28 protein-coding genes and 1 other annotated feature are annotated in these 26,943 nt (G+C 26.4%); of the genes, 8 read left to right on the plus strand and 20 right to left on the minus strand.

Annotation, left to right across the window (positions count from 1 at the left end; all coding sequences use genetic code 11):
- Positions 1–235: 235 nt before the first annotated feature.
- From RWY47_RS17860 to RWY47_RS17880, 5 genes are all read right to left on the minus strand, one after another.
- The gene (locus RWY47_RS17860) at positions 236–373 is read right to left on the minus strand and encodes a cyclic lactone autoinducer peptide (RefSeq protein ID WP_021428901.1); all 138 of its coding nucleotides are present in this window, start codon (positions 371–373) and stop codon (positions 236–238) included.
- The gene (locus RWY47_RS17865; protein ID WP_150842061.1) at positions 354–959 is read right to left on the minus strand and encodes an accessory gene regulator ArgB-like protein; all 606 of its coding nucleotides are present in this window, start codon (positions 957–959) and stop codon (positions 354–356) included. Before RWY47_RS17865 ends, RWY47_RS17860 begins: the two co-directional genes overlap by 20 nt.
- Before the next feature lie 61 nt (positions 960–1,020).
- Positions 1,021–2,349 carry an ATP-binding protein gene (locus RWY47_RS17870; protein WP_224170744.1) on the minus strand — a complete coding sequence of 443 codons (1,329 nt, stop codon included), beginning with the start codon at positions 2,347–2,349 and terminating at the stop codon, positions 1,021–1,023.
- Positions 2,343–3,053 (minus strand): LytR/AlgR family response regulator transcription factor, encoded by a 711-nt coding sequence (locus RWY47_RS17875; RefSeq protein ID WP_021428698.1) that lies wholly within the window; start codon positions 3,051–3,053, stop codon positions 2,343–2,345. The genes RWY47_RS17870 and RWY47_RS17875 overlap by 7 nt, the downstream gene beginning before the upstream one ends.
- Positions 3,054–3,438: 385 nt before the next feature.
- On the minus strand, positions 3,439–3,753 hold the full coding sequence (locus tag RWY47_RS17880) for a hypothetical protein (protein WP_021428715.1): 315 nt from the start codon (positions 3,751–3,753) through the stop codon (positions 3,439–3,441).
- A 277-nt stretch (positions 3,754–4,030) separates the two neighbouring features.
- Between RWY47_RS17880 and RWY47_RS17885 the strand changes: the two genes are divergently transcribed.
- Positions 4,031–4,921 carry an AraC family transcriptional regulator gene (locus RWY47_RS17885; protein ID WP_150842060.1) on the plus strand — a complete coding sequence of 297 codons (891 nt, stop codon included), beginning with the start codon at positions 4,031–4,033 and terminating at the stop codon, positions 4,919–4,921.
- A 111-nt stretch (positions 4,922–5,032) separates the two neighbouring features.
- On the opposite strand, the gene RWY47_RS17890 is transcribed toward RWY47_RS17885, so the two are convergent.
- Positions 5,033–5,542 carry a VanZ family protein gene (locus RWY47_RS17890; RefSeq protein WP_224170745.1) on the minus strand — a complete coding sequence of 170 codons (510 nt, stop codon included), beginning with the start codon at positions 5,540–5,542 and terminating at the stop codon, positions 5,033–5,035.
- A gap of 210 nt (positions 5,543–5,752) precedes the next feature.
- Between RWY47_RS17890 and RWY47_RS17895 the strand changes: the two genes are divergently transcribed.
- Entirely contained in the window at positions 5,753–6,568 is an 816-nt protein-coding gene (locus RWY47_RS17895) for a CPBP family intramembrane glutamic endopeptidase (protein ID WP_224170746.1), read from the plus strand.
- Between the two features lie 94 nt (positions 6,569–6,662).
- On the opposite strand, the gene aspS is transcribed toward RWY47_RS17895, so the two are convergent.
- From aspS to RWY47_RS17910, 3 genes are all read right to left on the minus strand, one after another.
- Positions 6,663–7,952 carry an aspartate--tRNA(Asn) ligase gene (gene aspS, locus RWY47_RS17900; protein ID WP_224170747.1) on the minus strand — a complete coding sequence of 430 codons (1,290 nt, stop codon included), beginning with the start codon at positions 7,950–7,952 and terminating at the stop codon, positions 6,663–6,665.
- A gap of 175 nt (positions 7,953–8,127) precedes the next feature.
- Positions 8,128–8,352 (minus strand) — a binding site (T-box leader).
- A 109-nt stretch (positions 8,353–8,461) separates the two neighbouring features.
- Entirely contained in the window at positions 8,462–8,644 is a 183-nt protein-coding gene (locus RWY47_RS17905; RefSeq protein WP_021428861.1) for a hypothetical protein, read from the minus strand.
- A 234-nt stretch (positions 8,645–8,878) separates the two neighbouring features.
- Complete coding sequence (locus RWY47_RS17910; RefSeq protein ID WP_142731022.1) at positions 8,879–9,586, minus strand: cyclic nucleotide-binding domain-containing protein; 708 nt, start codon at positions 9,584–9,586, stop codon at positions 8,879–8,881.
- Between the two features lie 119 nt (positions 9,587–9,705).
- Here RWY47_RS17910 and RWY47_RS17915 point away from each other — a divergent pair, with 119 nt between their 5' ends.
- The 3 genes from RWY47_RS17915 (at position 9,706) to RWY47_RS17925 (ending at position 11,543) form a co-directional block, all read left to right on the plus strand.
- A complete protein-coding gene (locus RWY47_RS17915) occupies positions 9,706–10,125 on the plus strand; it encodes a DMT family transporter (protein WP_142731021.1) in 420 nt (139 codons plus the stop codon).
- Between the two features lie 16 nt (positions 10,126–10,141).
- A complete protein-coding gene (locus RWY47_RS17920; protein WP_142731020.1) occupies positions 10,142–10,597 on the plus strand; it encodes a DMT family transporter in 456 nt (151 codons plus the stop codon).
- 253 nt (positions 10,598–10,850) lie between these two features.
- Positions 10,851–11,543, plus strand: coding sequence for a CPBP family glutamic-type intramembrane protease (locus RWY47_RS17925; RefSeq protein ID WP_224170748.1), 693 nt, complete (start codon positions 10,851–10,853; stop codon positions 11,541–11,543).
- A gap of 73 nt (positions 11,544–11,616) precedes the next feature.
- Here RWY47_RS17925 and RWY47_RS17930 read toward each other — a convergent pair whose 3' ends face one another.
- The 3 genes from RWY47_RS17930 to RWY47_RS17940 form a co-directional block, all read right to left on the minus strand.
- Complete coding sequence (locus RWY47_RS17930) at positions 11,617–14,889, minus strand: ligand-binding sensor domain-containing protein (protein WP_316030384.1); 3,273 nt, start codon at positions 14,887–14,889, stop codon at positions 11,617–11,619.
- A 330-nt stretch (positions 14,890–15,219) separates the two neighbouring features.
- Entirely contained in the window at positions 15,220–16,149 is a 930-nt protein-coding gene (locus tag RWY47_RS17935; RefSeq protein ID WP_142731017.1) for an anti-sigma factor family protein, read from the minus strand.
- Between the two features lie 4 nt (positions 16,150–16,153).
- Positions 16,154–16,645, minus strand: a complete 492-nt coding sequence (locus tag RWY47_RS17940; protein WP_021428781.1) for an RNA polymerase sigma factor SigX — start codon at positions 16,643–16,645, stop codon at positions 16,154–16,156.
- Positions 16,646–16,960: 315 nt separating this feature from the next.
- Here RWY47_RS17940 and RWY47_RS17945 point away from each other — a divergent pair, with 315 nt between their 5' ends.
- The 3 genes from RWY47_RS17945 (at position 16,961) to RWY47_RS17955 (ending at position 18,804) form a co-directional block, all read left to right on the plus strand.
- On the plus strand, positions 16,961–17,548 hold the full coding sequence (locus RWY47_RS17945) for a cupin domain-containing protein (protein WP_150842053.1): 588 nt from the start codon (positions 16,961–16,963) through the stop codon (positions 17,546–17,548).
- Positions 17,549–17,938: 390 nt separating this feature from the next.
- Positions 17,939–18,250, plus strand: a complete 312-nt coding sequence (locus tag RWY47_RS17950) for a PadR family transcriptional regulator (protein WP_142731015.1) — start codon at positions 17,939–17,941, stop codon at positions 18,248–18,250.
- Between the two features lie 17 nt (positions 18,251–18,267).
- Positions 18,268–18,804, plus strand: coding sequence for a DUF2812 domain-containing protein (locus RWY47_RS17955; protein ID WP_142731014.1), 537 nt, complete (start codon positions 18,268–18,270; stop codon positions 18,802–18,804).
- Between the two features lie 77 nt (positions 18,805–18,881).
- Here the strand turns inward: RWY47_RS17955 and RWY47_RS17960 are convergent, their stop codons facing one another.
- From RWY47_RS17960 to RWY47_RS17995, 8 genes are all read right to left on the minus strand, one after another.
- Complete coding sequence (locus RWY47_RS17960) at positions 18,882–19,622, minus strand: hypothetical protein (protein WP_150842050.1); 741 nt, start codon at positions 19,620–19,622, stop codon at positions 18,882–18,884.
- Between the two features lie 112 nt (positions 19,623–19,734).
- Entirely contained in the window at positions 19,735–20,400 is a 666-nt protein-coding gene (locus RWY47_RS17965; RefSeq protein ID WP_142731012.1) for a DUF3885 domain-containing protein, read from the minus strand.
- A gap of 31 nt (positions 20,401–20,431) precedes the next feature.
- On the minus strand, positions 20,432–21,715 hold the full coding sequence (locus RWY47_RS17970) for a B12-binding domain-containing radical SAM protein (protein ID WP_142731011.1): 1,284 nt from the start codon (positions 21,713–21,715) through the stop codon (positions 20,432–20,434).
- A gap of 156 nt (positions 21,716–21,871) precedes the next feature.
- On the minus strand, positions 21,872–22,696 hold the full coding sequence (locus tag RWY47_RS17975) for a DUF6544 family protein (protein ID WP_142731010.1): 825 nt from the start codon (positions 22,694–22,696) through the stop codon (positions 21,872–21,874).
- A gap of 14 nt (positions 22,697–22,710) precedes the next feature.
- Positions 22,711–23,142: a MarR family winged helix-turn-helix transcriptional regulator gene (locus tag RWY47_RS17980; protein WP_142731009.1), complete on the minus strand. Its 432-nt coding sequence runs from the start codon at positions 23,140–23,142 to the stop codon at positions 22,711–22,713.
- A gap of 180 nt (positions 23,143–23,322) precedes the next feature.
- Positions 23,323–23,937 (minus strand): sugar O-acetyltransferase, encoded by a 615-nt coding sequence (locus RWY47_RS17985; RefSeq protein WP_224170751.1) that lies wholly within the window; start codon positions 23,935–23,937, stop codon positions 23,323–23,325.
- A 237-nt stretch (positions 23,938–24,174) separates the two neighbouring features.
- The gene (locus tag RWY47_RS17990; protein ID WP_150842047.1) at positions 24,175–25,245 is read right to left on the minus strand and encodes a hypothetical protein; all 1,071 of its coding nucleotides are present in this window, start codon (positions 25,243–25,245) and stop codon (positions 24,175–24,177) included.
- A 434-nt stretch (positions 25,246–25,679) separates the two neighbouring features.
- Positions 25,680–26,846: an MFS transporter gene (locus tag RWY47_RS17995; RefSeq protein ID WP_168932523.1), complete on the minus strand. Its 1,167-nt coding sequence runs from the start codon at positions 26,844–26,846 to the stop codon at positions 25,680–25,682.
- Between the last annotated feature and the right edge of the window lie 97 nt (positions 26,847–26,943).

Here is a 26,943-nt window from a genome sequence, read left to right on the forward strand (position 1 = left end):
TGCAAGTATATAGTATAACTTGCTTCAAAATTCATAAAAATGTGAATACCTGCTATCTAAAAAACGCATTATCCATTGAGTAAAATTCAACTCAACTCAATCAAATGTATTTAAAAGTTATTTCTTTATTTCAATTGTTTCATGCGTAAAAAAGAACTAACTTGGCTTTTATTAATAAAAATCGAGTTAGTTCTTTTATTTAATTAAGAAACTTATTTAGGGTAAATAAAGAAACTTATTTAGGGCTTTTTAATTTTTTTGGTACTTTTGGTTGGTGATTATACCATAGGCAAGTTTTATTAGCAGATAAATTCGCTACAGACATTGCCATACCTCCAACACATTTCATGCTTTTATCTAACAGTTTTTTCATATTTGGTGTCCCCCTTATTTTTAATTACTTGTAAAATAAGCATAAAGTTTATCCAACATAATGCTAATGCACTATACACCGTATACTCATATACTTGTTGGACTTGTGAACCTATAATTGTAAATAATAAGAATACTGTAACTCTAATTCTTGCTTTTTTTTGATTGCTAATTAATTCATCATTGTTTAAAGGATTGTTAGCATGCTCCGCAGGTGATAATAAATATATACTAGTCCAATTAATTGTGCTTATAGCTATTATCATCACTTCTAAGTGTATGTCGTGTATGCTATCGGCAATTAGAATAGTCGCTAGGTACATACACAGAAATGTCAAAATACACTTTGTATGACTGCTTGCATGATATCCACCTGAATATTGTCTAATGTAGCAATAACATCCTACAAAGACTAATGTTTGTAAAAACTTGTTTAGAATAATTCCTAGAGTTAGTACTAAAATTGAATTTATTAGTGAAGAAATTAATACTTCAAATCCATAGGAACACACCTCAGTATCTTCACTTTCTATAAAATTCCTATCCTCTAAAAAATATGCTATCTTCTCTGACAAAAGCTTTATCATATTGACTCCCTTGAAATACTTTAATTATTTTATAACATATAAAAATCTAAAAGTCTTAATTTTAGTATAACTTGTCATTATACAGTACAATTGGTATTAAAATATTCAAAATAAACTTATCATCTGTATAATCTATTACAACTTCTCCATTATATTTTTTTACTGATTCCTTGATACTTTTTATTCCTAATCCATGTAAAAACTTATCTTTCTTATCAGTAATAACCTTTCTATCTTTAATATTTATCTTATTAGACTTAGAGTTTTCTGCTTTTAATACAAAGAAACTTTCTATTATCTTACCTTCCAAAGATATATACTTATTACAATCGTTTATCTTTTCACATGCTTCAATAGAATTATCTAACACATTTGAAAAAATACTACATATATCTTCTAACTCCATAAAGTTACATTTAGTAAAATTTATATTACAATTGAAATTTATATTGTTTTTATCACAAAGTTCTTTCTTATCACTTAAAATTATATCAAGTAACATATTTCCACTATCAAATGTGTTATCATAACTTGTCAACTGATTTTCTAAGTTCCTTATATAATTATTTGAACTATACCCATTTTCATTTAGTTTTTTTATGCATATAATATGGTTTTTCATATCATGGTACAACTGTCTTGTTTTTAATTGATTGTCTTTAACCTTCATATAGTACTTATACTGCATATCTACACTTTTTTTCATTACTTTGTATTCTGCCAATAACTTATTGTCTCTTCTAATTTTTCTTATAACTAAAATAATCGAAATGTTTGATAAAAATAACAATATAGAAAAGTTTAATATATGTATTTCGCTTATTAAACCTTGTTGAGAAAATTTAAATAAATATTTAAACACAATGAAAAATGATGTAATGTTACCAATTATCGGAATACCTAAACAAAAAATATCTTTCTTATTTATTTCAATTTCACTTTTAATTATCTTGTATATAACTATATAAAAAATTAATATAATTTTTCCTAATATAATTGATTCCAGCCTATAAACATTATTTGAAAGCAAATTACTCATATCATGAATAGAGTTAGCCCTTATTATAAGACTCATACTTAATGCATCTATCCCTAATAAAACCATCCAATACATCAATATGTTTACTATCCCTGTGTAAAAATCTATATCGTAAGTTGTAATATAAAAAACAAAAGTTAATACTATAGATATTGTTATTCTACTATTCGGATATACTTCTGTATGTAATAAGAACAGCATAAAAACTATAATAAACAACATAATTATGTTAATTTTAGTTTTACTAATTCTTTTTTCACTTGTATAATCAAAAATCTTTTTACATCCCCATAATTCTATTATTGAAGAAATTGTGATAACACTTTCCCAAAATAAGCGGCTCTTTAACATAACGAGCTCCCTAATAAGCTAGTGAGTCTAACTTTAAACTCTTTATATTTACCTCTACTTACAGGAATTTCAATATCATTGATTATTATAGAATTGTTTCTTAACTCATTTACTTTCTTTAAATTTACCAAATAGCTGTGATGGCACCTGAAAAAGTTATAATTTAGAAGTTTTCTTTCAACTTTTTTCATACTAACTTCAATTGTGTAAGTCTTGTCCTTTGTGTATATAGTAACTTCTTTTCTTTGAACCTCAGCATATAAAATTTCGTCTACTGGAAGAACTATAGTTTCTTTTCTAGACTCTATAGATACTATACTATGTCTGTTTAAATACTCCGATATACAAAGCTTTAATTGTCTTTTAATTTCTTCATATTCAAGTGGCTTAAGTAAATATCTATAAGCCTTAACTTCATACGCTTCAAACACATACTGAGCTATAGCTGTTGTAAAAATTATTTCTACATTGCTATCAAACTCTCTAATTTTTCTAGCTGTATCCATTCCTGATAAATCATTCATTTGGATATCTAAAAACAAAATATCTGCTTTCTTAGGATAAGATTCTAATAATTCTTCTCCTGATGAAAACTCTAGCAAATTGTACTCTAAAAACTCTTCCTCTAAAACCTTACATAGAAAATCCCTTAAAATAGATCGATGTACAAAATCATCATCACAAATAATTATTTCTAAACTCATAAAAACCTCCTTATTAAAAGTCAATCCATACTTATTTTTTCATCCCATTTCTTAAACGCCTGTTGTATACAACTAACTTAATACAGTACAGATCTTAAATTAAGTTTTTATCTCTGAATTTCATTTATATTTAATTTTAAGTGTATTTACACATTTCTTATTAGTCAATTTATATTAATTTCTATTTTTAGTCTACTGTGTTAAGTGAGTTGTTATATAGCTACATAACAACTCACTCTATATTTTCCATATCGGTTTTAATTTCAAAATTTTTAGTCTTTTCTATTTATGTTTCTATCAAAATGTATATTCATATATCTGATATTTTGTTTTCTACAGCCTTATACACTATTTAAATCGTGTATTATTCATGTGTTTATTAAGATTAATATTTTTTATTGAAGTATATATTGCATACAATAATATTTAGTATTATTGTGCTTATAAGAAGTAATAAAGATCCAAGTGACACCATACTTAAAGTATCCATCATCGCTGTCCAATCCTCTATATTTACTAAATGGTTAATATAAAAAATTTGTAAACATAACGATATCCCACACGCACTAAAACTGGCTATAGATATAATCCCCCAATATCTATTTCCAACCTTATTTTGCATTATGATATTACCCATTGGAAGTATACATGCAACTAATCCAAGCATTAAACTCCCTCTATTTAATAACCCATAATCCATAATAAATTTTTCCTCCTACAGTTCTCACTTATATATTATTTTAAGTGAGGCTAATTATCATTATTTAGTAATTAACAACTTTGATTATATTATATATTTCATTATATTACCAATTATAAATTTGAATAATTTTATATATTCAATCAATCATCAGTTATATACTTACTTTACGCTGTATAATAAAATTAAAAAGTTTAGAACATAGCAATTTAGGAACAACATCCCCTTATTTTAGTTACTATACTTAAATTATCACGTGATGAAGGTAGGTGCTAGCATGAACTATAGTGATGTTATATCACAGTGTATTGAATTCATAGAAGAAAATATAAATAGCGAACTAACACCAGATTTAATTGCAAATAAATGTGGATATTCAACTTTTCATTTTTGTAGAATATTTAATATTTGCCAAGGTATGACTTTGATGGACTATGTTAAAAAAAGAAGATTATCATTGGCAGCTACAAAGTTATTTGATGGAAATAGAATTATAGATGTAGCTTTGGAATATGGATTTGATACACATAATGGATTTTCAAAAGCATTCAAAAAAGAATATGGATTTACTCCTACACAGTATATAAAACGTATGGAGGACTATTATTTCAACAAAGAATCAGTATATAAAATTGGAGGTTATATTATGAATCCTGTTATTGTAAGTAAACCTGCATTTAAAGTTGCAGGTTATGGTATCCAAACAAACATTTCAAATGGCAATTTTACTAAAGATATTGCTTCATTTTGGAGTAATTATAGTGGAGAAAATTTAGAAAGTAAAATGTATGAAATTCTAAACCCAAACAAACATGGTGAAGTTGGTGTGTTCATCCCATCTAATGATAAAAATGGAGATGCTATATACCTTATGGGTGTAATAGTTAATGACTTTGAATCTGTTTCAGAAGATATGATTACCATAGAAATTCCAGAAGCAACATATGCCGTTTTTACAACTCCACCAGTAAATACAAGCAACGATTCATCTCAAAATGATTTTGCAAAAACAATAAAAGCTACTTGGAAATATATATTTGAAGATTGGTTTAGTAAAAGTGATTATGTATTTGATGAGGATAAGATAGATTTTGAGTTTTATGATGAAAGATGCCACTTCAGAAAAGATACAGTTATGGATATTTATGTTCCTGTATTAAAAATATAGTTTTTTAATTATATAAGTTTATAAGTAAAAAGAGCAATATTTAAATTGCTCTTTTTGCTACTCAAAATATATATTTTAATAATTAGATTTTTTAATTTGTATATAAAAATTCTAATTATACATTACTATTCCAGTTATTAAAATCCCAACAAAAACCATAACAACCGTACTGCAGATCGTTACGAAGTTTTTCACTTTAACTTTATTTTTAAATAACTTTTCAATTACTATATAAATCCCTATTCCAATAAGGCCTCCAACAGTATTTGTAATTATATCAGTTGTATCCTTAGCCCCTAACCCTAGTATATACTGAATACATTCAAATGCTAAACTTGTCCCGATTATGATGCAAATATTATTAGATATTTTAGATGCTGGATTAATTATATTTAAATAAATACCTAGTGGAATAAATAATATCACATTTCCTATAATATCTAGTTTATTAAAATTACCATTAATTATATCATTAAATGGAATTAGATTAACTGACCTAAAATATTCCCTATTTCCAAACAACTGTAATGGCGTTGAATATTTAAATAAAATCTCACCTACTACAACTAAAACATAAAATACAAACCCCGCAATAAATAAATTATTAATTATCTTTTTCATTTTAAACCTCCCTCGATGTTATATTTTACCAAATATTTAGTAAAAAAGATAATATTTCAAATTTTAAAAAGTTCCCTCATGTCGTATTTATATAAAATTTCCTTAGTTATTTTTAAATTCTTCCTTACATACTAAATAATAGTATAATTAAATATATCCAGTTTTTGTAATTAAGTATTATCAAATAGTAAAAGTTTTAAGGGGGAAGTAATGAAAGAAATTAAGATTTGGAAGATGGCTCTAATATGGTTTGGAACAACCTTTTTAGTCTCTTTAGGAGAAATACTATATTCATTATCAAGTTTTGGCATGGCATTAAGTAATATACAGTTTAATTTTATTACGTTTTTATCAATTCTAGTCATAACATTAATATCAGGAAAGGTAAATTCAAACTTAGTAAAAGAACGATTTTATAACTTCAAAAAAGCCTCTAATAAAAAAGAAATATTAAAAGTTGTATGTACCCAGATATTTTTATCTTTTGGTCTAGCTAATTTAAGTATTGGAATTTTAGCAATTGCTAATCAAAACAAAGCTTTAGAACTTTTAAATGATTCTTGGGGAAATCCAACTAATTTTATGGACTTGATACTTCTTCTTATTGTATTAGTAATATTAGCTCCAATTTTAGAAGAAATAGTTTTTAGAAGAGTTCTTTTTAAAAGACTCAACATGAGATTTAGTTTTATTTTTTCATCAATTGTATCTTCTTTAATATTTGGACTTGGCCACGAAACTTTAGGGATGTTAGGCGCTATAGCCTTTGGTATCGCTTGCTGTGTACTATATAAAAAATATAATAATTTAGTAGTATCCATCTCAGTACATTCACTAAATAACTTATTTGCAGGTATTTTTATAGTTATAAGTTATTTTGCTGGTACGTTAAATATAAAGGTAACTAATATTACTAACTTGGAAATTGCATTTTATTTAATATCTGGTGGATTAGTTACTTTAATAGGTCTAGTAATCTTTATTAAATTTATTATTAAAAATAAGAAGTACCTAGTATCAAATTAAATAATATAGAAGAGTTCCCTCATGTCGTATTTAATATAAAATATTTAATGAAAGGCGTTATCTTATTTATAGATAACGCCTTTATAAACTTAATTTATGGTATCAGCCTATGTCTGTCTCTTGTTATAAGCGTTGCTTCTCTTACATTTTCAAGTCCTAATATTTTACTAACGATTCGTTCTAACCCTATTGCTAATCCACCATGCTTAGGTACACCATATTTAAATACCTCAGTATAACTTAGATAGTTTTCAGGATTTAAACCTTTATATTTTATATTATTTATTAACATATCATAATCATGGATTCTTTGACCTCCTGTCGTAATCTCAATTCCTCTAAATAGTAAGTCAAAGCTATGTGTTTCATTCTCTCCACATGGCATAGTATACATTGATCTTTTTACCGTTGGATAGTGAGTTACAAATATAAAATCACTTCCTAACTTTTCTTTAGCATATTCACATAGCAATTTTTCTGCCTCTGGATCTAAATCATTTTCTAAATTTATTTTATTATATTCTTCTTTTAAAATTTCTATAGCCTTACTAAATTTTATCCTTGGAATACTTCCATTTATATTTGGAAGTTCTACGTTTAGTAAATTTAAATACTTTTGAGTTTCTTTTTTTAATTTATTTATTATAAATTTTAATAACTCTTCTTCTAACTTCATAATATCTTCTTCATTTTCAATAAATCCAAACTCTAAGTCCATACTTACATATTCATTTAAATGTCTGTTTGTATCATGTTGTTCAGCTCTATAAACATGCCCAATTTCAAATACTTTTTCAAATCCAGCTGCAACCATCATCTGTTTATAAAATTGTGGGCTTTGAGCTAGATATGCTTTGTTCTCAAAGTACTTAACTTCAAAAACTTCAGTTCCACCTTCTACCCCTTCTGAAACAAGTTTTGGTGTGAATATTTCAGTAAAACCTTCACCAATCAAGTATTCTCTAAACCCATTAACAATTACATTTTGTACTTTAAAAATAGCATTAATTTTTTCATGTCTTAAACTTAAAATCCTGTTATTTAGCATAGTAACTAGATTTATATTTAAATCTTCTTTATTTATTTCAATTGGTAATTCATCTTTACATTTGCTAATTACTTCAAATTTCCTAACTTCAATTTCAAAATTATTTAGTTTATTATTACTCTCTTTTACCCTACCAGTTATCGATACAACTGATTCTAATTTTATATCTTCTGAATTAATCAATTTATTATCAATAACACATTGAACTAATCCAGTTCTATCTCTTAATATTACAAATGTTATTGATTTTAAAGCTCTTATACGATGTATCCATCCTTCAATTTTAACTTCATTTTCTATATAATTATTTAATTTATTTATCAAAATTCTTTTCATGTTATTAATCCTCCTTGTAATTTAAAAGTATTAAAAAAACCCCTTGAGATATTGATCCCAAGGGGCGAAGATTCGCGGTACCACCCTTTTTGACTTATATTATAACTTTATCAAGCAAAATAGTTCCATAGAATGGGCCCTATTCTATAATAATAAAAAAAGCTTTCACTTCTATGATAGAAGTGAAAGCTATATTCACGGTGCCATTCTACTTGACTAAAGTTAAATAACTCTAAGTCATCTCTATTACATATAACGGTGTAACCCGACTCATCCTACTTTATTTCAGATAAGTTTCTCTGGGATGTCTTTCAATATTCCTTTTCTCATGGAGCTTTCACCGACCTCCACTCGCTTTGGATACTTAGTAAATATTTACTCTTCCCTTCACTGAAGTTTTAATATTATTTTACATTATAGTATGCCTTTTATTTTAAAATGTCAATCATTATTTTTGTAAAATGTATATTAATTTATTCAATAACTAGTTTTTAAGATTAATAATTTTATTAACAGCTTATAAAGCCTTTAATAAATCCATCAATAAAAGGAATAAAAGCTCCTATTGTAGCTAAACTAATTCCTGCTTTTTGTATAGAGTTTAAAGACCCAAAATTTTTTCTAAATCCAGTTAATAAAATAATTACTCCTAAAAAACTTATACTTCCTCCGACTGCATAAATGCTATCCATAATTTTACCTCCCTGTAAATAAGTATCCACTGCTTTATTAAGAATATCATATATACCCAATAACTTCCATAAAATGGTATTATTTTATATATATACCTACAATTCTAATTAATATAAAAACAAAAAAATAACTATATTAAAACATAGTTATTTTTCTGTTTTTATATTAATTTAACTAAATTAAATACTTTATATCTGTATATTGCTCAATTTTAATACTGCTCAATTTTAATACTACTCAATATATACAGCCTTATACAAATCTCCAGCTAAATCTGCTAATTTGTTTTTATCTATAACCTTATATCCTAATTTATCTTTATCTAAAATATTCTTTTCAATCAATAGGTTTAGAGTTCTTAATAAATGCCTATAACTACTTCCTAGATTTTCTGCTACCCCTGATAAACTTTCATCAAAATCTACATATTCTATTTCAGAATTAGGTTCTATCATTAACTCATTTATGTAGCTTGCTAATCTATTTTCAAGTGGATACAGCAAGTTTATGGAGCTACTCGTACTTATGTCAGCTAATTTTTCTGCTAAACGCAAACAAGAAAATCTTAAAAACTTACAATCATTTATAAGCTTAACTCTAGCTATATCCATAGGTATAGCTAGACAATTACATGTACTTAGTGCTTGCAATGTTCCTGATGCTACTTCTTCATTTATAAATTCTAAGTCTCCTATAACTCCAAGTGAATTATAAAAACTAAGAAGGGAAGACTTCCCATTTGGCAATGTTTTAAATACTTTAGCTTTTCCTTCAACTAAAAAAAGAAAATATTCTAGCTCCTCCCCTTCTCTACATAAATACTCGTTTTTTTCAAACCTAAGAAGTTTTATGTCATCACTCATATCTTTTTCAAATAATTCATCTATTTTAAACTTATTATAAAACGTTTTTATAATAAATCTGTCATCTATTTTTTTCATAATAAACTCCCCTTTCATAAACATACATAAAGATTATATCTCTATATATGACATATGTCATTATTAATACTTTCTTTCTATGTTATATTATTTATTAATCTAGCATGGAGGTAAAATATATGAATTATTTAATTTCAATTTTAACAGGTGTAGTTTTATCTATAATGGTTGTTCTAAATGGGGATCTTGGAAATGCAACTGGAAACTATATTTCTAGCGTCATCATACACTTTGTAGGTCTTATTGGAATTATACTATTACTTGTTGTGACTAAGTCTAAGATAAAAACCCTTAAGGGAATACCTTTTTACATGTTCTCAGGAGGACTTATAGGTATATTGACTGTACTGTTTACTAATATTAGTTTTACAAATCTTGGTGTATCTCTTACTGTTTCATTAGCTTTATTAGGCCAACTAGTCACATCAATTGTTATCGATCACTTTGGATACTTTGACTTAGAAGTCACTAAATTTGAAAAGAAAAAAATAATAGGATTAGGAATAATAATCTTAGGTATTTTTATTATGACATTGTAATAAGGAGGTATTATTTATGTTTTATGCACTAATAGCTATATTATCTGGAATTTCAAATGTGATTTCAAGATCGGTAAACTTTGTTTTATCTGAAAAATTAGGAGTTTACCAAAGCACACTATTTAATTATATATTTGGTCTCGCTGGTTCAATATTGATCTTATTTATAAGCGGTGAGGCTTCTAAATTGTTTGCATCTACTTCTTACGATGCTAATTGGCTTGCTTATACTGGAGGTCTTGTTGGTGTGGCTGTAGTATCTTTACAAGTGTTTTTATCATCTAAAGTTTCATCATTTTATTTAACTTTATTGTTATTTGTGGGGCAACTATTCACTGGAATAATTTTAGATTTCATCCTGTCAGGAAAAATATCTATTTGGCAAGTTGTTGGAGGTATATTAGTTATTATAGGACTTTCTTATAATTTATATGTCGATAGAGTTGAAGAAATAGAGGTCGCATCACATTAAATGATGCGATTTTTTTATATCATAAAAAGATAATAATTAGGAAATACTTTAGAAAGGTTTTAGAAAGATTTAAAGCTTAAAATAAACTTACTAGATACACAAATATAGAATAATTTAACCTGTTAAATCCAATACAGTTTATTTTTTGCTTTTTTAATTATTAAAAAAATAAGAATGTATTGACTGTATTAACTTTTAACTCTCTTAACTAAAATATTGTTTTATTAAACAAATAAAAAAAGAGGTGTACATTATGAATCAAATTATTACAAAATATCAACTTAAGCTTTTTCCAGTTATAGCATCAATGCTATTATTATTAGTTACATTTAAAATTGATATAATTAAATCAGATACTATGGGGCTATATATGTTTAAAATTGTATCAGTTCCTTTATTATCTATTGTTAGTTTAGTTATTGCTTTTGGAAAGAGTGGGTTAAGTGATGTATTCTCAAAACCTATAAAGCCTATAAAGAATATAGTGGTATGGTATATAGTGTCTTTAATAGCTAGCTTTATCTCTGGAATTTTACTAACTGTAGTTTTTAAACTTAATTTACACAGTAATCCAGGATCTGAACATATTGTTCAAACACTTATATCTTTACCTTTTGTATTATTATTTGAAGAAGTAATAAGTATATTTGTTCTCTTAGTTGTTTCAAATTTCACTTACAAAAAAACTGATAACTTAAAGTTAGCTAACACAATTGGAATTGTATTAAGTTCTATATTCTTTGGATTGTTGCACTACTCTACTTACTTTAATGGTAATGTAATGAATACACTTATTCATATTCTTTTTGTTCAAGGCTTAGCTAGAATATTTTTTAACTTAGCAGCATTAAAGTCAAATAGTATTATTGTTCCATGGATTGTCCATGTTGTGTTTGACTTCACAACATTTGGATTAGGTACAGTTATGTTATTCTCTCTAATGTAAAAATAAATAAATCTTTGTTATTGCAAAAATAGCTCCAGGTAATTGAATTTAATACTTAGAGCTATTTTTTATCTTAATTTAAATTTTCATTAAACACGTTATCTTCTAATTTATCTGGTAATCCTATTGTAAACTTACTTCCTTTACTTATTTCGCTTTCAAGTCTCACATATCCACCGTGAAGATCTGCAATATATTTAACAAGTGTAAGTCCTATTCCGCTGCTACTTGCTTTAGTAGCACCATTGCCTTCTACCTGAGAGAATCTTTTAAATATGAAATCCTGATCTTCTTTTGAAATTCCTATTCCATTATCTTCTACGGTAATCTCAATATATTGTTCAACTTCTTTTATATATACTGTAATTTTTCCACCTTCTGGAGTAAATTTTACTGCGTTTGCCAATAAGTTTATTATACATCTTTCAATTTCTGTAGCATCGCATGAAATAACCTTTTCTTCTATCTCTGGATCAATTACTAGAGATAGCCCTCCTTTTCCTTCAATAAATTTGCTCATATTAAGTGCGGCTTCTTCAACAATATATACAATGTCATTATTTTTTTTATATATTTTATACTGCCCTGTTTCTATTTTAGAACTATCTATAATATCATTTATTATCTTTAACAAATTATCACAGCTTTTACTTATGATATTCATGTATTTTTCAGACTTTTCATATGTTAAATTCTTATTAACGTTATTTATAAGTTGTACTGTCGATGATATAACATTTATCGGGGTTCTAAGCTCATGTGATAAATTTACAAAATAATTATTTTTAAATTTTTCATTTTGTATTATTTCTTCACTTAATTTTTTATTCTCTTTTAATTGTTTATTTAAACTCTTAGTTTTTTGGTTTACTAAATTATGTAGTATCTTAACATAGTTAAAAATATATACAATTATTGATACAATAATGACTATATATATTAGATAAGCTAAAGGAGTTTTCCATATAGGATTTTTAACTTTTATACTCATCTTTGTTTCTTTTGTCAACTTACCATGCCCGTCTCTAGCTCTTAACTTTAACGTATATTTACCTGGATTTAATGATTTAATATCTAAAAAGTTTTTATTATCTAGATACGTCCACTGCGTGTCCAAACCTTCAATCATATACTCATAGGTTGTTTGACTCAAGTTTTCATAATTAGGCAAGAAATACTCTATAAATAAATCATTTTCTTTATATTCTAGTACTAATTCATTTCCGTCATAATTTAATTTATTTTTTCCTACAAATATGTCTCCAATAACAACTTTATTTTTATTTGAAATAGGATTCTGTATTTCATTTGGATTGAAATATATAAATCCATTTGTACTTCCAAACATAAGGTTTCCCTTTATAGTTTTCAAACTAGAGTTTAAATTAAATTGATATCCTAATATTCCATCCATTTTTGTGAAATTTATTATATTCTCACTTTTTATATCTAATTTATTTAATCCCCTGTTAGTGCTTATCCAAATATTATTATTGTTATCGACTAAAATAGAATTAATAAAATTATTTGTAAGACCGTCTGATGTAGTGTACGAGTTAAATCTATTTGTTTTTATATTGAATTTACTTAGGCCTATATTAGTTCCTATCCATAAATTTCCTGAATTATCAAAGCTCATACAATTTATATTATTACTTATTAGTGAGTTTTTATCATTAGAATTAGAATTGTATTGTGCCATTACCCCTTTTTCTTTGTCATATTTAACTAATCCAATTCCAGTTCCACCCAACCATAAAGTATTATTATCTTCATTATCTTGTAATATATATTTTATTCCTCCAGGATTAATCTCAAATCTAGTTAAATTTTCATTGTGATATTTCTTTTCTCCAGTTTTAGTATTAAAGGAAATAAGATTAGTTGTGCTCGCAATCCAAATTATTCTATCATCATCACTATACATATAGTTTGCTTCTGATGAATATCCACCTTCAATTAAATGAGTTTTATATGTTAAATCTTTTGTATTAATAGATACTATAACTTTGTTAGTTACAACATCTATATTATTATCTGTAATTTTGAATAAATTCTTTATGTATTGACCTCTTAAGTCTTTGTCAAAATCCTCTAGGTTTATGTTTTTTTCTAAAGATCTAGTTTCTATATTATATATATATATTCCATCATACTTAGTAGCTACCCAAATGTATTTATTGTTCATGAGTATAGATACTATATTTTTGTCATATAAAAAATCTGTTTTTTTAGCATATTCATAATTAGTATAAAATCTATTTCCTCTATTTAATATATTTACCCCTTTATCAGTTCCTACCCATATAGTTCCGTTCCTGTCTTCATAAAAACACGATACAAAGTTACTAGTAATAGAATTATTTTGCCTAGTATCTTTTTTAAACATATCAATAGTTTCATCTTTAAGTGAATATTTCATTATTCCATTACTACTTGATATCCACATATTATCTTTACTATCAATTAAAAGCGATTTGTTATTATATATATTTTCACTCATACCTATATCAGCATAAAAATCCTTAATTTTGTTTTCTTTTAGATTCTCATAATTTTTAATTCCTGATATACCTTTTTTTCCTTTTATTATATCTGAAATAAAAATACCATCTTTTGTTGAAATCCACATTTTACCTGATGAATCAAACTCTATATCATAGATAAACGGTTTATTATTCTTTATTTCATTTTCACTATATATTACACTTAAATTTGTTTTATTCACTATATTAATTCCAGATGTTGTCCCAACCCATAAATTATTATTTTCATCTTCTTCTATGCATTTTATATATGAGTTAGTCAGTGAATTTTCAATACTTTTATCATGATATAAAGCATCAATAGTTGATTTTTCAATATCTATCTTAATAAGACCATTTTCAGTTCCAACCCACATAATGTTATTATCGCTTAGCAAAGAAGTTATTTTTAAGTTCCCTAAATTAAATTTACCTTTCTCTAAATCCTTCATTCTTACAATAGTATTTGTATCTTTAACTAAGAAATCTAACCCACAATCTGTTCCTATCCATAAATTACCTTTCGAATCTTCTTGTATAACATTTATATAATTTGAACTTAATTTATCTTCATTATCAAGATCACAATTATATACTTTAAATCTTTCTCCATCAAATCTATTTAATCCATCTATGGTCCCTATCCACATATAACCTTTGCTATCTTGGTAAATTGAAGTTACTTGCTCGTTTGAAAGACCTTGATCAATAGATAGATGTTCAAAGTTTCCTATATTCAACACTTCTGCCGATACTATTATCGGTAATAAAATAGTTAGGATTAATCCTAAAAATATGCTTATTGATAATTTAGTTCTCATATTCTTACTCCCCCAAAATTTTATATAAGTATCTACTATTTATTTTTTCAACAATATTATATTAAAAATTGATAAAATTTTCAAAATAAATTTAATAAAATGTTTTATGAATATACAAAAAAAATCAAATAAATTCTAATTTAAGGATAAATATTCATTCTAAACTCTCCATACTATACTATTTTTCTACTTACATTAGATAACTACTTTCTATTTTAAAAATAAAAAAGAACTAGTAAATTTAAAACTTATTACTAGTTCTTTTTATTATATTTTCAATAATCATTATTATGGTTTTACTACATTAAAGGCTATATTGCTTAATTAATTTTACTCAGCTTTAATTTCTACTTGACCAGTCCAAGATCCTGATATTTTCCCAATCTTACTAATATTAATGTCCAAGTTAACAGGATAATCTATAGGATTAAATCCTGCGAATGTAATAGTGCCTTCATTTACAGCTCCAACTTGTCTTATCCCAATATCTAAAGATTTGTTTCCTTTTTTCAATTCAAAAGGTAATCCATCTTTAGATTCTAAAAACTGGAGTTGTGATACTTTGTCAACTTCTTTCCCTCCGTAAATCTCTTTTCCTACATATGCCTCAGGGGCCTCTACCTGTTTTCCATCTACTATACCATCACTTTTTAATTCTAGACCTTCTATATCGTATTCGATAGGTGCTAAATTTCCATTTGCAGTTTCTATTTTATAGTTTACAGATACACGACTTTCAGCAACATACAACCCAGTTAGATGTACTATAATATCTTTGTCTTTAATTTTAATATCTAAAGGTTTAAATTTACCTTCTTTTGTAGAGTCTACTACAGATCCATCTTCACGCACTAACCCTTTATTCACAACATCATCTTCTAGTACATGCTGTGAAAATAAGTTATATGTAGCCATTGCAACTCCTGAACCACCTATAAATACCAATAATGACGCCGCTGCTACTGTACTAATCTTTTTCATTTTATTCATATTATTGAATCTCCCTTTTATTACGTTTGATTTACTTTTTCTATCTAATTTTGAATTAAATGTATCCCACGCTACTTCAACATCTATTTTATTTTGTAAGTTCCCATGATTTTCTAAGCTAGTTTTATAATCATCAACTTCTACTAATTCATTAAATTTATGTTGGCAAACTTCACATTTATCTAAATGCTTTGAAACTTTTTCCATCATATCTACAGACATTTCTCCATCTATATAAGACTGTAATTCTCCACTTTCATAGCATTTCATACATTTACCTCCCTTTTCTTTCTGTGTGTATTTTCTTAAATTTATTTTGAGCACGTACAAGCATTGTTCCAATAGAAGACTTTTCTACTCCTAATATTTCAGCTATTTCTTTATATTTAAAGCCTGAGTACCTTAAGATTAAAATTTTCTTATCTTGTTCTCGTAACTCATTCATTGTATTTCTCACATTCTCTATTTCTTCTTTCTTAATATATCTATCATCTAATGTCTGTACATCTATAGTTTCTAAATTTAAACTTGCTTTTTCTATTCTTAACTCGTGCCTTTTTTCTGATCTAATATGATTATATGAGCTGTATATGGCTGTTTTAATAAGCCAAGCTTTGATATTTTCAATTTCTTTCCAGTTCGTTTTATATAGTTGTATAAATACATCTTGAGCAATAGATTCCGCAATTTCTTGACTTTTAACAATCTTCATAACGTATTTAACTACATATGTATATTGAGATTTAAAAATTTCCTCAAATGTCATAATTACTGTGACCACCTCCTACTGTTGCTGATATATATATCAATATTTTAAATCAATTTTCTATAGAAAAACCTTACTACTAGTATTTTGTGTCTTACATATATATAGAAACCACATTCATATTTTTTATGACACTTTTTTTGATTTTTTATTTAAATTCAAATTTTTATCCTTTATTGCTTTATATTAGAACTATATTTAAACAATTATTATATCAATTTTAAATTTAAACTCCTATTACTTAATATTTGTAAAAGCACCTTACTCAAACACAACTCATATATTGTTATTAAATCTATAAAAGGAGTGATTTATATGTATAATAGCCAAAATCAATATCCATGGCCTTATTTCCCTAATATGCAAATGTTTAATATGTTCCCCTATCCTTTCTGGGCCTTTCCTCAAATGCAAAATATGAACCCCTATAATTTTTGGGGAAATCCACCAATGCACAACCAAGGATTTCAAAGACCACTTCCTCAATTGAAGGATTATGGTCCTAATCCATTTGTAATTAATATTGAGGAGGCAACTGAGCAAAACAATACTTTCCGCACTGCTTTATGGACTGGAACTGATTTACAAGTTACATTAATGAGCATAGATATTGGAGATGATATAGGGTTAGAGGTTCATGAGACTGGTGATCAATTCATACGTATTGAAGAAGGTCAAGGCCTTGTTAAGATGGGTGACAGTAAAGATAAGTTAGATTTTCAAAAAATGATTTATGAAGATTATGCTATCATGATACCTGGTGGTAAATGGCATAATGTAATTAACACAGGAAATAAACCTCTTAAATTATATGCTATCTATGCACCTCCTGAACATGAAAGTGGTACAGTTCACCAAACTAAATCAGATGCAGAATTAGCTGAACAAAACTCTAGATACTAATTAAGGTTAATTTAACTAATATTCATACTCAAATCTAGCTATATTAACTTAGACTACTTAGTATTTTCATTAGGAGTAAAAACCCACATATTCTAAATATGGTTAGTTAAAATTTCAATATAACTTCTTAATTATAAAACTTTATAAAACAATAAAATAACTGTATGAAAACTTAGTTTTTATACAGTTATTTTATTGTTCTTATTTTCATTTAACTTAAATAATCTTTACAAGTAAGCATATCACTTAATCTTTACCTAATTATAAATCAAAATTTTAATTAATGTCGATATTTGTATTTAAAATCCAGTTGATATATATTACGTTTAACGATATACTTTTATTACGGTTACTGATATATATTTAACCGTAATAAAGTGAGGTGATACTTTGAAGGATAATGTTAAAGGTGGGGCTCTAACAGAGGTAACATTGTATATTTTATTAGCACTATATAACCCTAACCATGGTTATGGAATAATGCAATTTGTTGAAGAAAAAACTAATGGTCGTTTAATCTTAGGCGCAGGTACGTTGTATGGAGCAATAAATACACTTGTAGATAAAAAATGGATACAACTTGTTAGTGAAGAAAAGAAGAAGAAAAATTATCTAATTACAGAATTAGGAAAAGAGATTGTTAGTAAGGAATTAAAAAGATTGAATGATGTTTTAGAACTTGCTAATCAAGTAGTTAAGTAAAAGGGGTGTAATTTTTTATGAATAAATCAAAGGTGTTCTTTGATATTGAAAAAGAAACTAAATGGCTTAATAGCTTAGCAAAACAAGGATATAGATTGACTGGTAAGAGTGGGTTCACATATCGTTTTAAACCTTGTGAAAAAGGTGCTTACATTTATCAAGTGGAAAAAAGAAAGCCTTTTACCTCTGATGAAAATTTAGATTATCTAGATTTTGTATCTAGCTTAGATATTAATACGGTAGCTATTCAATGGGGTTGGTTTTACTTTGAGAAAGAAAATAACGGAAAAGAGTTTGAGATATTTTCAGATATTCAATCAAAGATATCTCATTATAAAAACCTTATTTTTACACTTTTAATAATAGGCTTTTTTAGTTTTTGCATCTTTAATAATTGTTTAAATTCACCAATAGGATCACAAGGGCCTTATATATTTAATATCTCATTCCCACTTATAGCAAACCCATTGTTGATGGCTGCTGTAGCTTTTACAATTATAAAATACTTTATTAAAATTCATAAATTAAAAAAGGAAAGATTCATAAATGAATAAATAACCTTTTTTATTATAAGAACCGTCTCACTTTATTGTGATACGGTTTCTTATAATTTAATAACATGTTAAAATTTTTATAAAAACTCCTTAATTTGATTTATCAAATCTTCCTTGTTTTCTTCTAGTTGCTCTAGCCTATTTACATTAGCTCCAGATGGATGTGGAAATCCTTTAAGAATTTGTCTTGTATTTATAATTCCTTCTTCAGATAACTTATGTAATACTTCTTCAACAGCTTTTCCTAAAGGTATTATTAATATATCTTTAAAATTTTCAATATCTTTAAGTTCTTTAATAAAATTATCATAAACATATTTCATTAAGAACTCACTTTTTAATAATTTAGGTGTATGACCTGAGTAATTCTGTTTTTTTACGAAGACAGGATAAGGTATAAGTGATACAGTGTGTAGTAAATAATCTTTATCCTCAAACAATGATGAACAACTATTTATGTTTAGCGCATCATTGAGTTTTATATCATCTAACATACTAATTATATTTTTTCTAAGTCCTCCACTAAATCTACCTGCCACTTTACACTTATATTGTATTTCTTCAATATCTGTTCCTGACTCTAATTCTTTTCTAGCAGTTGAAATAGCTGTGCTCATTTGCTGAAATCCTGGTGTTATTCCAATAATAAACACCTTGGCTTTTGGGTTCAAATATTCATTATGTGGAGCATAATATATTTCTATATTCCCTTCTCTTTCTATAAGAAAATCATCTGTCAGTAATTCATCTTTTCCATATTTATCTTTTATCGAAAGTCTTTTTATAACTTCTTCATATTCATACAGTGTTTTTTTCATATGATTATACCTCTCTGTATTTTATCGCTTGCTAGTATTTTTTTCTTTATAAGTTATATATTATATTTACCATTGGTTATTATGTATTTCAAATTTAAATATTAAAACTAAACTAATTTTCTAGTTTCAACATATACTTGCTGTACTTCTCTTTAAAAAACGCAAAATCACCCTCGTTCTTAAATGCTAAGTCTACCCACTCATCATTACATAAATGGTATACGTATCCTTTTTCCTTGTGTACTATATAGTAATCAGCCATTCCTTTTAAACTATTCACTACTTCTTCCTCAATTAATTCCCTTATTAATTTCTTGTATCTTATATCTTTAACCTTACAACTAGTATAAAAATTATGCACTTTTTTAATTCCTACCTCATTTGATTCTCCTAAATCTGTAACTATACAGTTAAGGTTTTTTAATATACGTTTATTGAATATATATTGATTTATTCTTATATTTGATTGTGTATATGTAGGTTCACAGTATAAGTCTTTGCGTTCATATTCTCCATCTTCATTTTTTATAATCTCCCATTGATATTCATCGTACTTATTTATTATAAAGAATATATCATCATTATCATTAAATAGATCCTTAAATATACGCACTGCTCGTATATATACTCTTTCTAAAGCTTTATTATCTTCACAAATTGATTCTTCAATATTATTTTTTAAATCTAATTCTAACACGTTTTTGTTGACTCTACAAAATGGCTGATATAATTTTAAATTTTCATATTTATTGACTATGTATTTTTTCAATTCACTCATAATTTATATTCTCCTACGCAAATTTTGTTAATTACAATGTTTTTCTTATTGAAATCTTATACCCTAAGTTAACTATTAAATTGTATAAAATATTAGCCTTTGATTTTCTTAATCTAATATATATTGATTTTAAAGAATAAAAGTTTCTTCTAAACCACATATATCCTTCAAACAATTCATCTTTGCTCATATTCTTAGGTTTAAATGCTACTTTTGTCTTTCCATTGTAATATGACCAATCCTCAGTTAATAATCTATCCTCTTCTTTTAATTGATAATATAATGGAGTCTTTGGAAGTGGTGTTAATATACTAACTGTAACACCGTCAATACCTAAAAAATTACACATATCTAAAGTTGTTTTAAATACTTCAGTTGTATCAGTATCAAAACCAAATATTATTCCTGCTTGTATGCAAATTCCATATTTATGAACAGAGTCTATTAAATCTTTATATTTATCTACGTTGTTCAATCCTTTGTTTACACTATTTAAAGTTTCTTTTGAAAAAGATTCTAATCCTACAAAAAAGTAAATACATCCTGCTTTTTTAGCTAACTTCAATAACTCCTCATCATTGCATCTTTCTAATGTAACCTGTGCTGCCCACTTTTTATTTAACTTACTAAGTTCTTTTAATAATTCTTTTACATATTCAACATCCCCAAAGAAATTATCATCCCAAAATACGAAAAACCTACTTTTTATATTTTTAATATCATCTATAACCTCATTTACAGGCCTTTTTCTAAATGAATCTTTATATATTTGTTTTAGATTACAGTAAGAGCAGCTATATGGACATCCTCTTGTTGCAAAAACTGCACCTTTAGTAAACCACCTTCCTTTTATTAAATCTCTTCTTGGTATTGGAATTCCTTCTAACGATGGAGTATTTAAACACTTATATTCCCTTTTATAGTTTCCATTATAAAATTCTTCTAAAAATACTGGCCAACTTTCTTCAGCCTCCCCTATAATCAGTACATCACAATGTTCTTGTGCCTCATATGGTAATAAAGTTGCATGAGGCCCTCCAAAAGCAACCTTACTCCCTTTATTTCTAAACTTTTTTGAGATATTATAACAATGAGGTGCATTTGCAGTATTAACCGTAATTACAACTAAATCAAAATTTTTTTCAAAAGGGATCTTTTGATTGTACTCATCTATTAGTGTAATTTCATATTTGCTTTCATCAATAAATGCTGCTAAATATGGCATTGTTATTTGTATAAAGTTGTTTATTTGCCTTTTTCTAAATCTATTAATCTCCTTATTTTCAGGAGTTATCATTAATATACTTTTTTTCATGTCGCCCTCCAAATGCTTCATCATATTATTTACCATTTCTTTCTAATAAATCTTACACATATTACATTATAATACTTATAATAAGAAAAACCGCATCACATTATTGTGATACGGATCTAGGTTACATTCCCATAATATCTATATTTTATAATTATACTACTCATAGCTAATTTTCATATTTTTACTGTCAAAGTAAACTAAATCGCCTTCACTAAAGTTCCAAACAGCTTGAAATTTAGTAGGCCTATTTACTCCATTAACTACCTTATAATCACTTGTAACAGCAGACCATTTTTCATAAGTGTTAGTATCTGAAGATAGCCTCTTCTCATCTATAAAGTGAGTCATTTCATAGTTTTCATTGAAGTAAAAAATCCCTGTAGTTTTTCTTCCATTTTTTCTTATTGTTGCCTCAACACTATAATCATCAATTTGTTTATACGTAATATTTTCTTGAAGAGCAAGACTTGGATGCATCATACATTCTGATAAATATGAAGAGTCAATAATATCAAACTTAGTATTAAAAAGTGTTATGTTCTTTGCAAGTGTACCTTTCATTTTTGCCTTTCCATCTTTGCAAATATCTATACCTTGAAATGGTATTCCAAACATTTTTGAATCAATTAATGCTACTCTCGTAGGCTCTTTTACAAAATCATATACTGTATAATCAATTTTTATATTAGGCTTATTAACCCCCATAGAAAATTCTACATCCTTAAAATCAAATTTAATTATACTCGCACTTTCAATTCCTACATATCCATTTTTAATAAAATACTTTTGTATAACTTCCGGAAGAACTTTTAAATCGTCCTCAGTGATTATACTCTTAGGCATTTTATTTGCCTCAGAAAGTTCTCCGACAATACTGCTATATTCTTTTTTTACCGGAGAATATGGAATCATTAAGTAAACAATAATAACTACAAGTAAAATAAAAATTACTCCAATCACTATTTTTCTCCCCTTTTTCATATTAATTTATCTCCCTAATCCAAACTTAATATATTTTTTTCTAGCTTTTTCATAACCAACAACATACTATCTAATTCATCTTCTGTTATTCCATGATATAACCTTTCTATAAATTCGTCTTCTTTCTCTTGTCTATTTATAAAATATTGATAGCAATTATCTGTCAGCGATATTCTTAGAGCTCTGCTATCATTAACGTCTTTTTGTAACTCTACAAGACCAGCTTTTTCCAAACTAACAGAAAGTTTTTTTACATTTTGTCTACTATATCCAATTATTTTTGAAACTTCTGTAAGAGTAGGACTCTTCACTCCACTTCTTATTATTGAAATTAATAAAAACCATTGCTTAGTTGTAATTTCACTAAAAACTTTGTCTCCTTCATTTTGAATTCTATTAGAAAGAAAAAATATTGCTCCAAATATGTATGCTTTTTTTTCAAACATTTTATTATCACCTCAAATACGTAACTAGTTACCTTTTAGTGTAAATTAGCTCTTATATATTGTCAATCTTTTGTTTTATTAGATAAGTATGTATCAACGTTTGCGTCAACACATACTTATCTAATATCTATAAAATTATTTGATTGTATATACTATTTAACGAATACATACCATATAAAACTACTCAATATCTATTTTCATATCTTTGTAATAATAATTCATATCATTTTCATTAATTTCTCTTAAAACTCTACAAGGATTACCAATAGCAACTACATTTGAAGGAATATCCTTAGTGACTACGCTACCTGCACCTATTACTGTATTCTCTCCAATTTTTACACCTGGAAGTACTACTGCACCTGCTCCAATCCAAACATTATTTCCTATATGTATAGGTAAGTTATATTGAGCTTGTTTTCTTCTTAACTCTGGATGTATAGGGTGTGTTGCACTTGCGATAACTACATTAGGAGCAAACATAACATTATTCCCCACAAATATGTCTCCATCATCAACTAAAGTAAGATTAAAATTAGCATAAACCCCATTCCCAAAGTGAACATTTTTACCACCCCAATTTGCTCTAAGTGGAGGTTCTATATAGCAATCTTCACCTATTTCAGCAAACATTTTTTTTAATAGTTCACTTCGCTTTTCTTGTTCTAATGGACGTGTTTGATTAAAATCATATAGTAAATCTAAGCATTTTAATTGTTCTTGTACTAATTTTTCATCATTGCAGTAATACAATTTCTGATTATACTGTCTATCTATTATCTCTTTTAACTCCATTTTCCCCTCCTGAATAAATAATATAATTTTTTATATTATAACATTTTATATGTATAACTAAATAAAATCTATACATACTTCATTTTATTTTAACTGTATTATAACAATAAAATAACTATATAAAAACTAAGTTTTTATATAGTTATTTTTAACATTTAACTAATTTACTTTTTAAGAGTATGCTCAATTCAAGTTAATACCTTAAGTTAAGCATAAGTATTACAAATATAATTTATTTTATCTTAACTTATATCTTTCACTTAATAAATTCGGTATTTCTCTATACTTACTTAAATCGTATATTTTTTTTACATCGTCAATTGAATTTGAGAAATTTAAAAATGCAATTGAACTTAACTGAGAAACCTCAACTAATTTTTTATCTTTTAATATATTTTCAGGTATTTCCTTTGATAAAAATACATCTTCCGAATATAAGAAAATTATATAATTGATTAACGATAACTTATCATCATTAGGTAATTCATTAAATTTCCTATAAAAATGTTCATATCTATCATCGCTTGAATCTATAAACATCATAACTATGCTCGTATCCTTTAGTGGAAAAATACAGATATGTAAGCTTTGTATGCTATATTTTCGTTCTTTAAAATATATATCATTTACAATTTCTCCATCCAAATCTGTTACAAGAGCTATACTTCCTTGAAATGCAAGAGGTACAACATAGTCTAACTTCTGATGATAAAATTGATAGTATTCTCCATTACAATTTAATTTACTTAATCTCTTTGCTTTATCATAATTTCGCTTGTATTCATCTATTTCAACATCCTGAATACTATGCATATTTCGAATGAAGTCTAATGCAAAAGGATTTTTCTCACCTATTATTTCATATAATGCATGATCATTAGTTCTATTTCCTATATGCCTTAGAAAGTTTTTCATAGCTATCTGTGCTAACATTTTAGGCGTTGCCTCATTTTCATAGTTATCTGGATTTTCATACTCTTGAAAAATTGTACTATCACACTCTTTACATATTATTTGAAATGTTCCTGCATTTTTAACACCTTTCTCCTCATCTAATAACGGTATATTTATTAATGTGTTTGAATAATACAAATATCCATTAGTTGATATGTTTCTTAAACAAAATGCTGGTACTGAGTGTGAATTACAGAAACTAGACTTCTTTTCATTGCAATGTAAACATCTATCTCCTTTAGCTCTTTTTCTTGTTTGTGCCATTATATGTCCAAACTCTTTTTTTCTAGCTAAAGCATCGGTTCCTATCTCACCTTCATATAATCCAAGTTTAAAAAATTCTATTTCTTTCATACTGTACCCCTTTATTAAATAGCTAAAAATATATCTATTAAATCTTTAAAGTTACTATATTTAATAGGCATAAAATTAAATATTTTACGTGGAAAAGAAGAAACGTATTTACATTAAGAGGTTCTTCTTTTTTAATCCTGTATATGAATTCACTTTATAATATCTATACTTAATTATATCATTTAATGCTTTTTTAACTTTATTTAATATTAAATTTTTTACTTACATATAATTTTTTAAAGTTCCCTCATGTCGTATTTAGGGTTCCCATGTGTCGTATTTCAAATTGAATTTTACTATCAATTTAATTTGCATTTTATGTCTAAAAATTAAACTTAACTTTATTATAGATATCTAATCTTTTATTAAAAAGAAAAAACTAGTAGAAAATTCAGTTCTACTAGTTCCCTACTTACATCTTTTCAGTTTTATCTCTATCCTAAATCCTCTACGTTTTTCTTATAGATTCTATCTTTCTTCATATATAAATAAACTCCGAATACTCCTATAGCCATTATTATAAAACACGCTAAAAATGCATATTTCAAATATATATCTGCACAAAATCCTATAACAATGTTTATAAAAGCAGAGAATAAACTTCCTATCATTGAGTAAACTGATAAAATAGTAGCTCTATTCTTACTTATAGATTTATTTTTAATATCTAATACAATTGGTGAAATCATTGATATTAATCCACTTAAAGAGCATACTGCAATAATACTTATAAATATGTTTTTAGTAAATACTAATATTAACACACATAAAAGCATCATACTTACCATTGTTTTTAAAGTTTTCACTTGCCCAAATTTTTTGCTAATTACATGGGTTTTAAAAGATAACATTGCTAGAAGTTCTGAAAGTGCCGTTATATACCCCAGAAATCTTATATCCACCCCTATACTTTCAAAGTGTAATTGCCCTAAATTTACACTTATTCCATAGGATATTTCAGATATTATAGCTGTAGATATAACAAATATAAACATTAGCTTTACATTCTTTATATTTTTAAAACTATCTTTAATTATGGATTCATTTTTATTATTAGAAATCTCTATCTCTACATCTTTTGTAAAACAAATAGTAATAATACTTAAACCACATGCAACAACTGTTGCAACTATAGCTGATTCTATGGATATATTTATGAAAAAGAATGATGTTATTGATGAAATAAAAAATGCTAGGCTATTAAAGGCTCTATATCTACCAAAAACCTTCTCACTTTCTTCTGAATTGCATGATTTATATAGAAATGCTATATCACATCCAGAGGTTCCTGACACCCCAATAGCAGTTAATATTGTCTGGAATAAAAATCCCATAAAAGTATTACAAAATAATAAGCTAAATCTTGCTAAAAAGAATATTATATAAGATATTGTTAGTGTCTTTTTATATCCATATTTATCTGCAAAATATCCCCATGGAATTTCTGTCAGCACTATTATAAATAGTAATATAAATTCTAAAAAGAAAAATTCACTTATCGATAAGCCTCTTTGTGTTCTATATATTAAACTTACAGGACCATAAAATACTAGTCCTTGTAGGAATGCTATTAAATACATTAATTTTAAATTTCGTTTCATTGAATTGCCCCCTAGTTATATAATTTTTAACTAATAGGGGCTTAATCTTGCAGATGCATTTTACATCCCTCCGTTTTTTATTTATACAATTTATTAT

Origin of the sequence: Paraclostridium sp. MRS3W1, from assembly GCF_032465715.1 — a bacterium.
Lineage (GTDB): Bacteria > Bacillota > Clostridia > Peptostreptococcales > Peptostreptococcaceae > Paraclostridium > Paraclostridium dentum.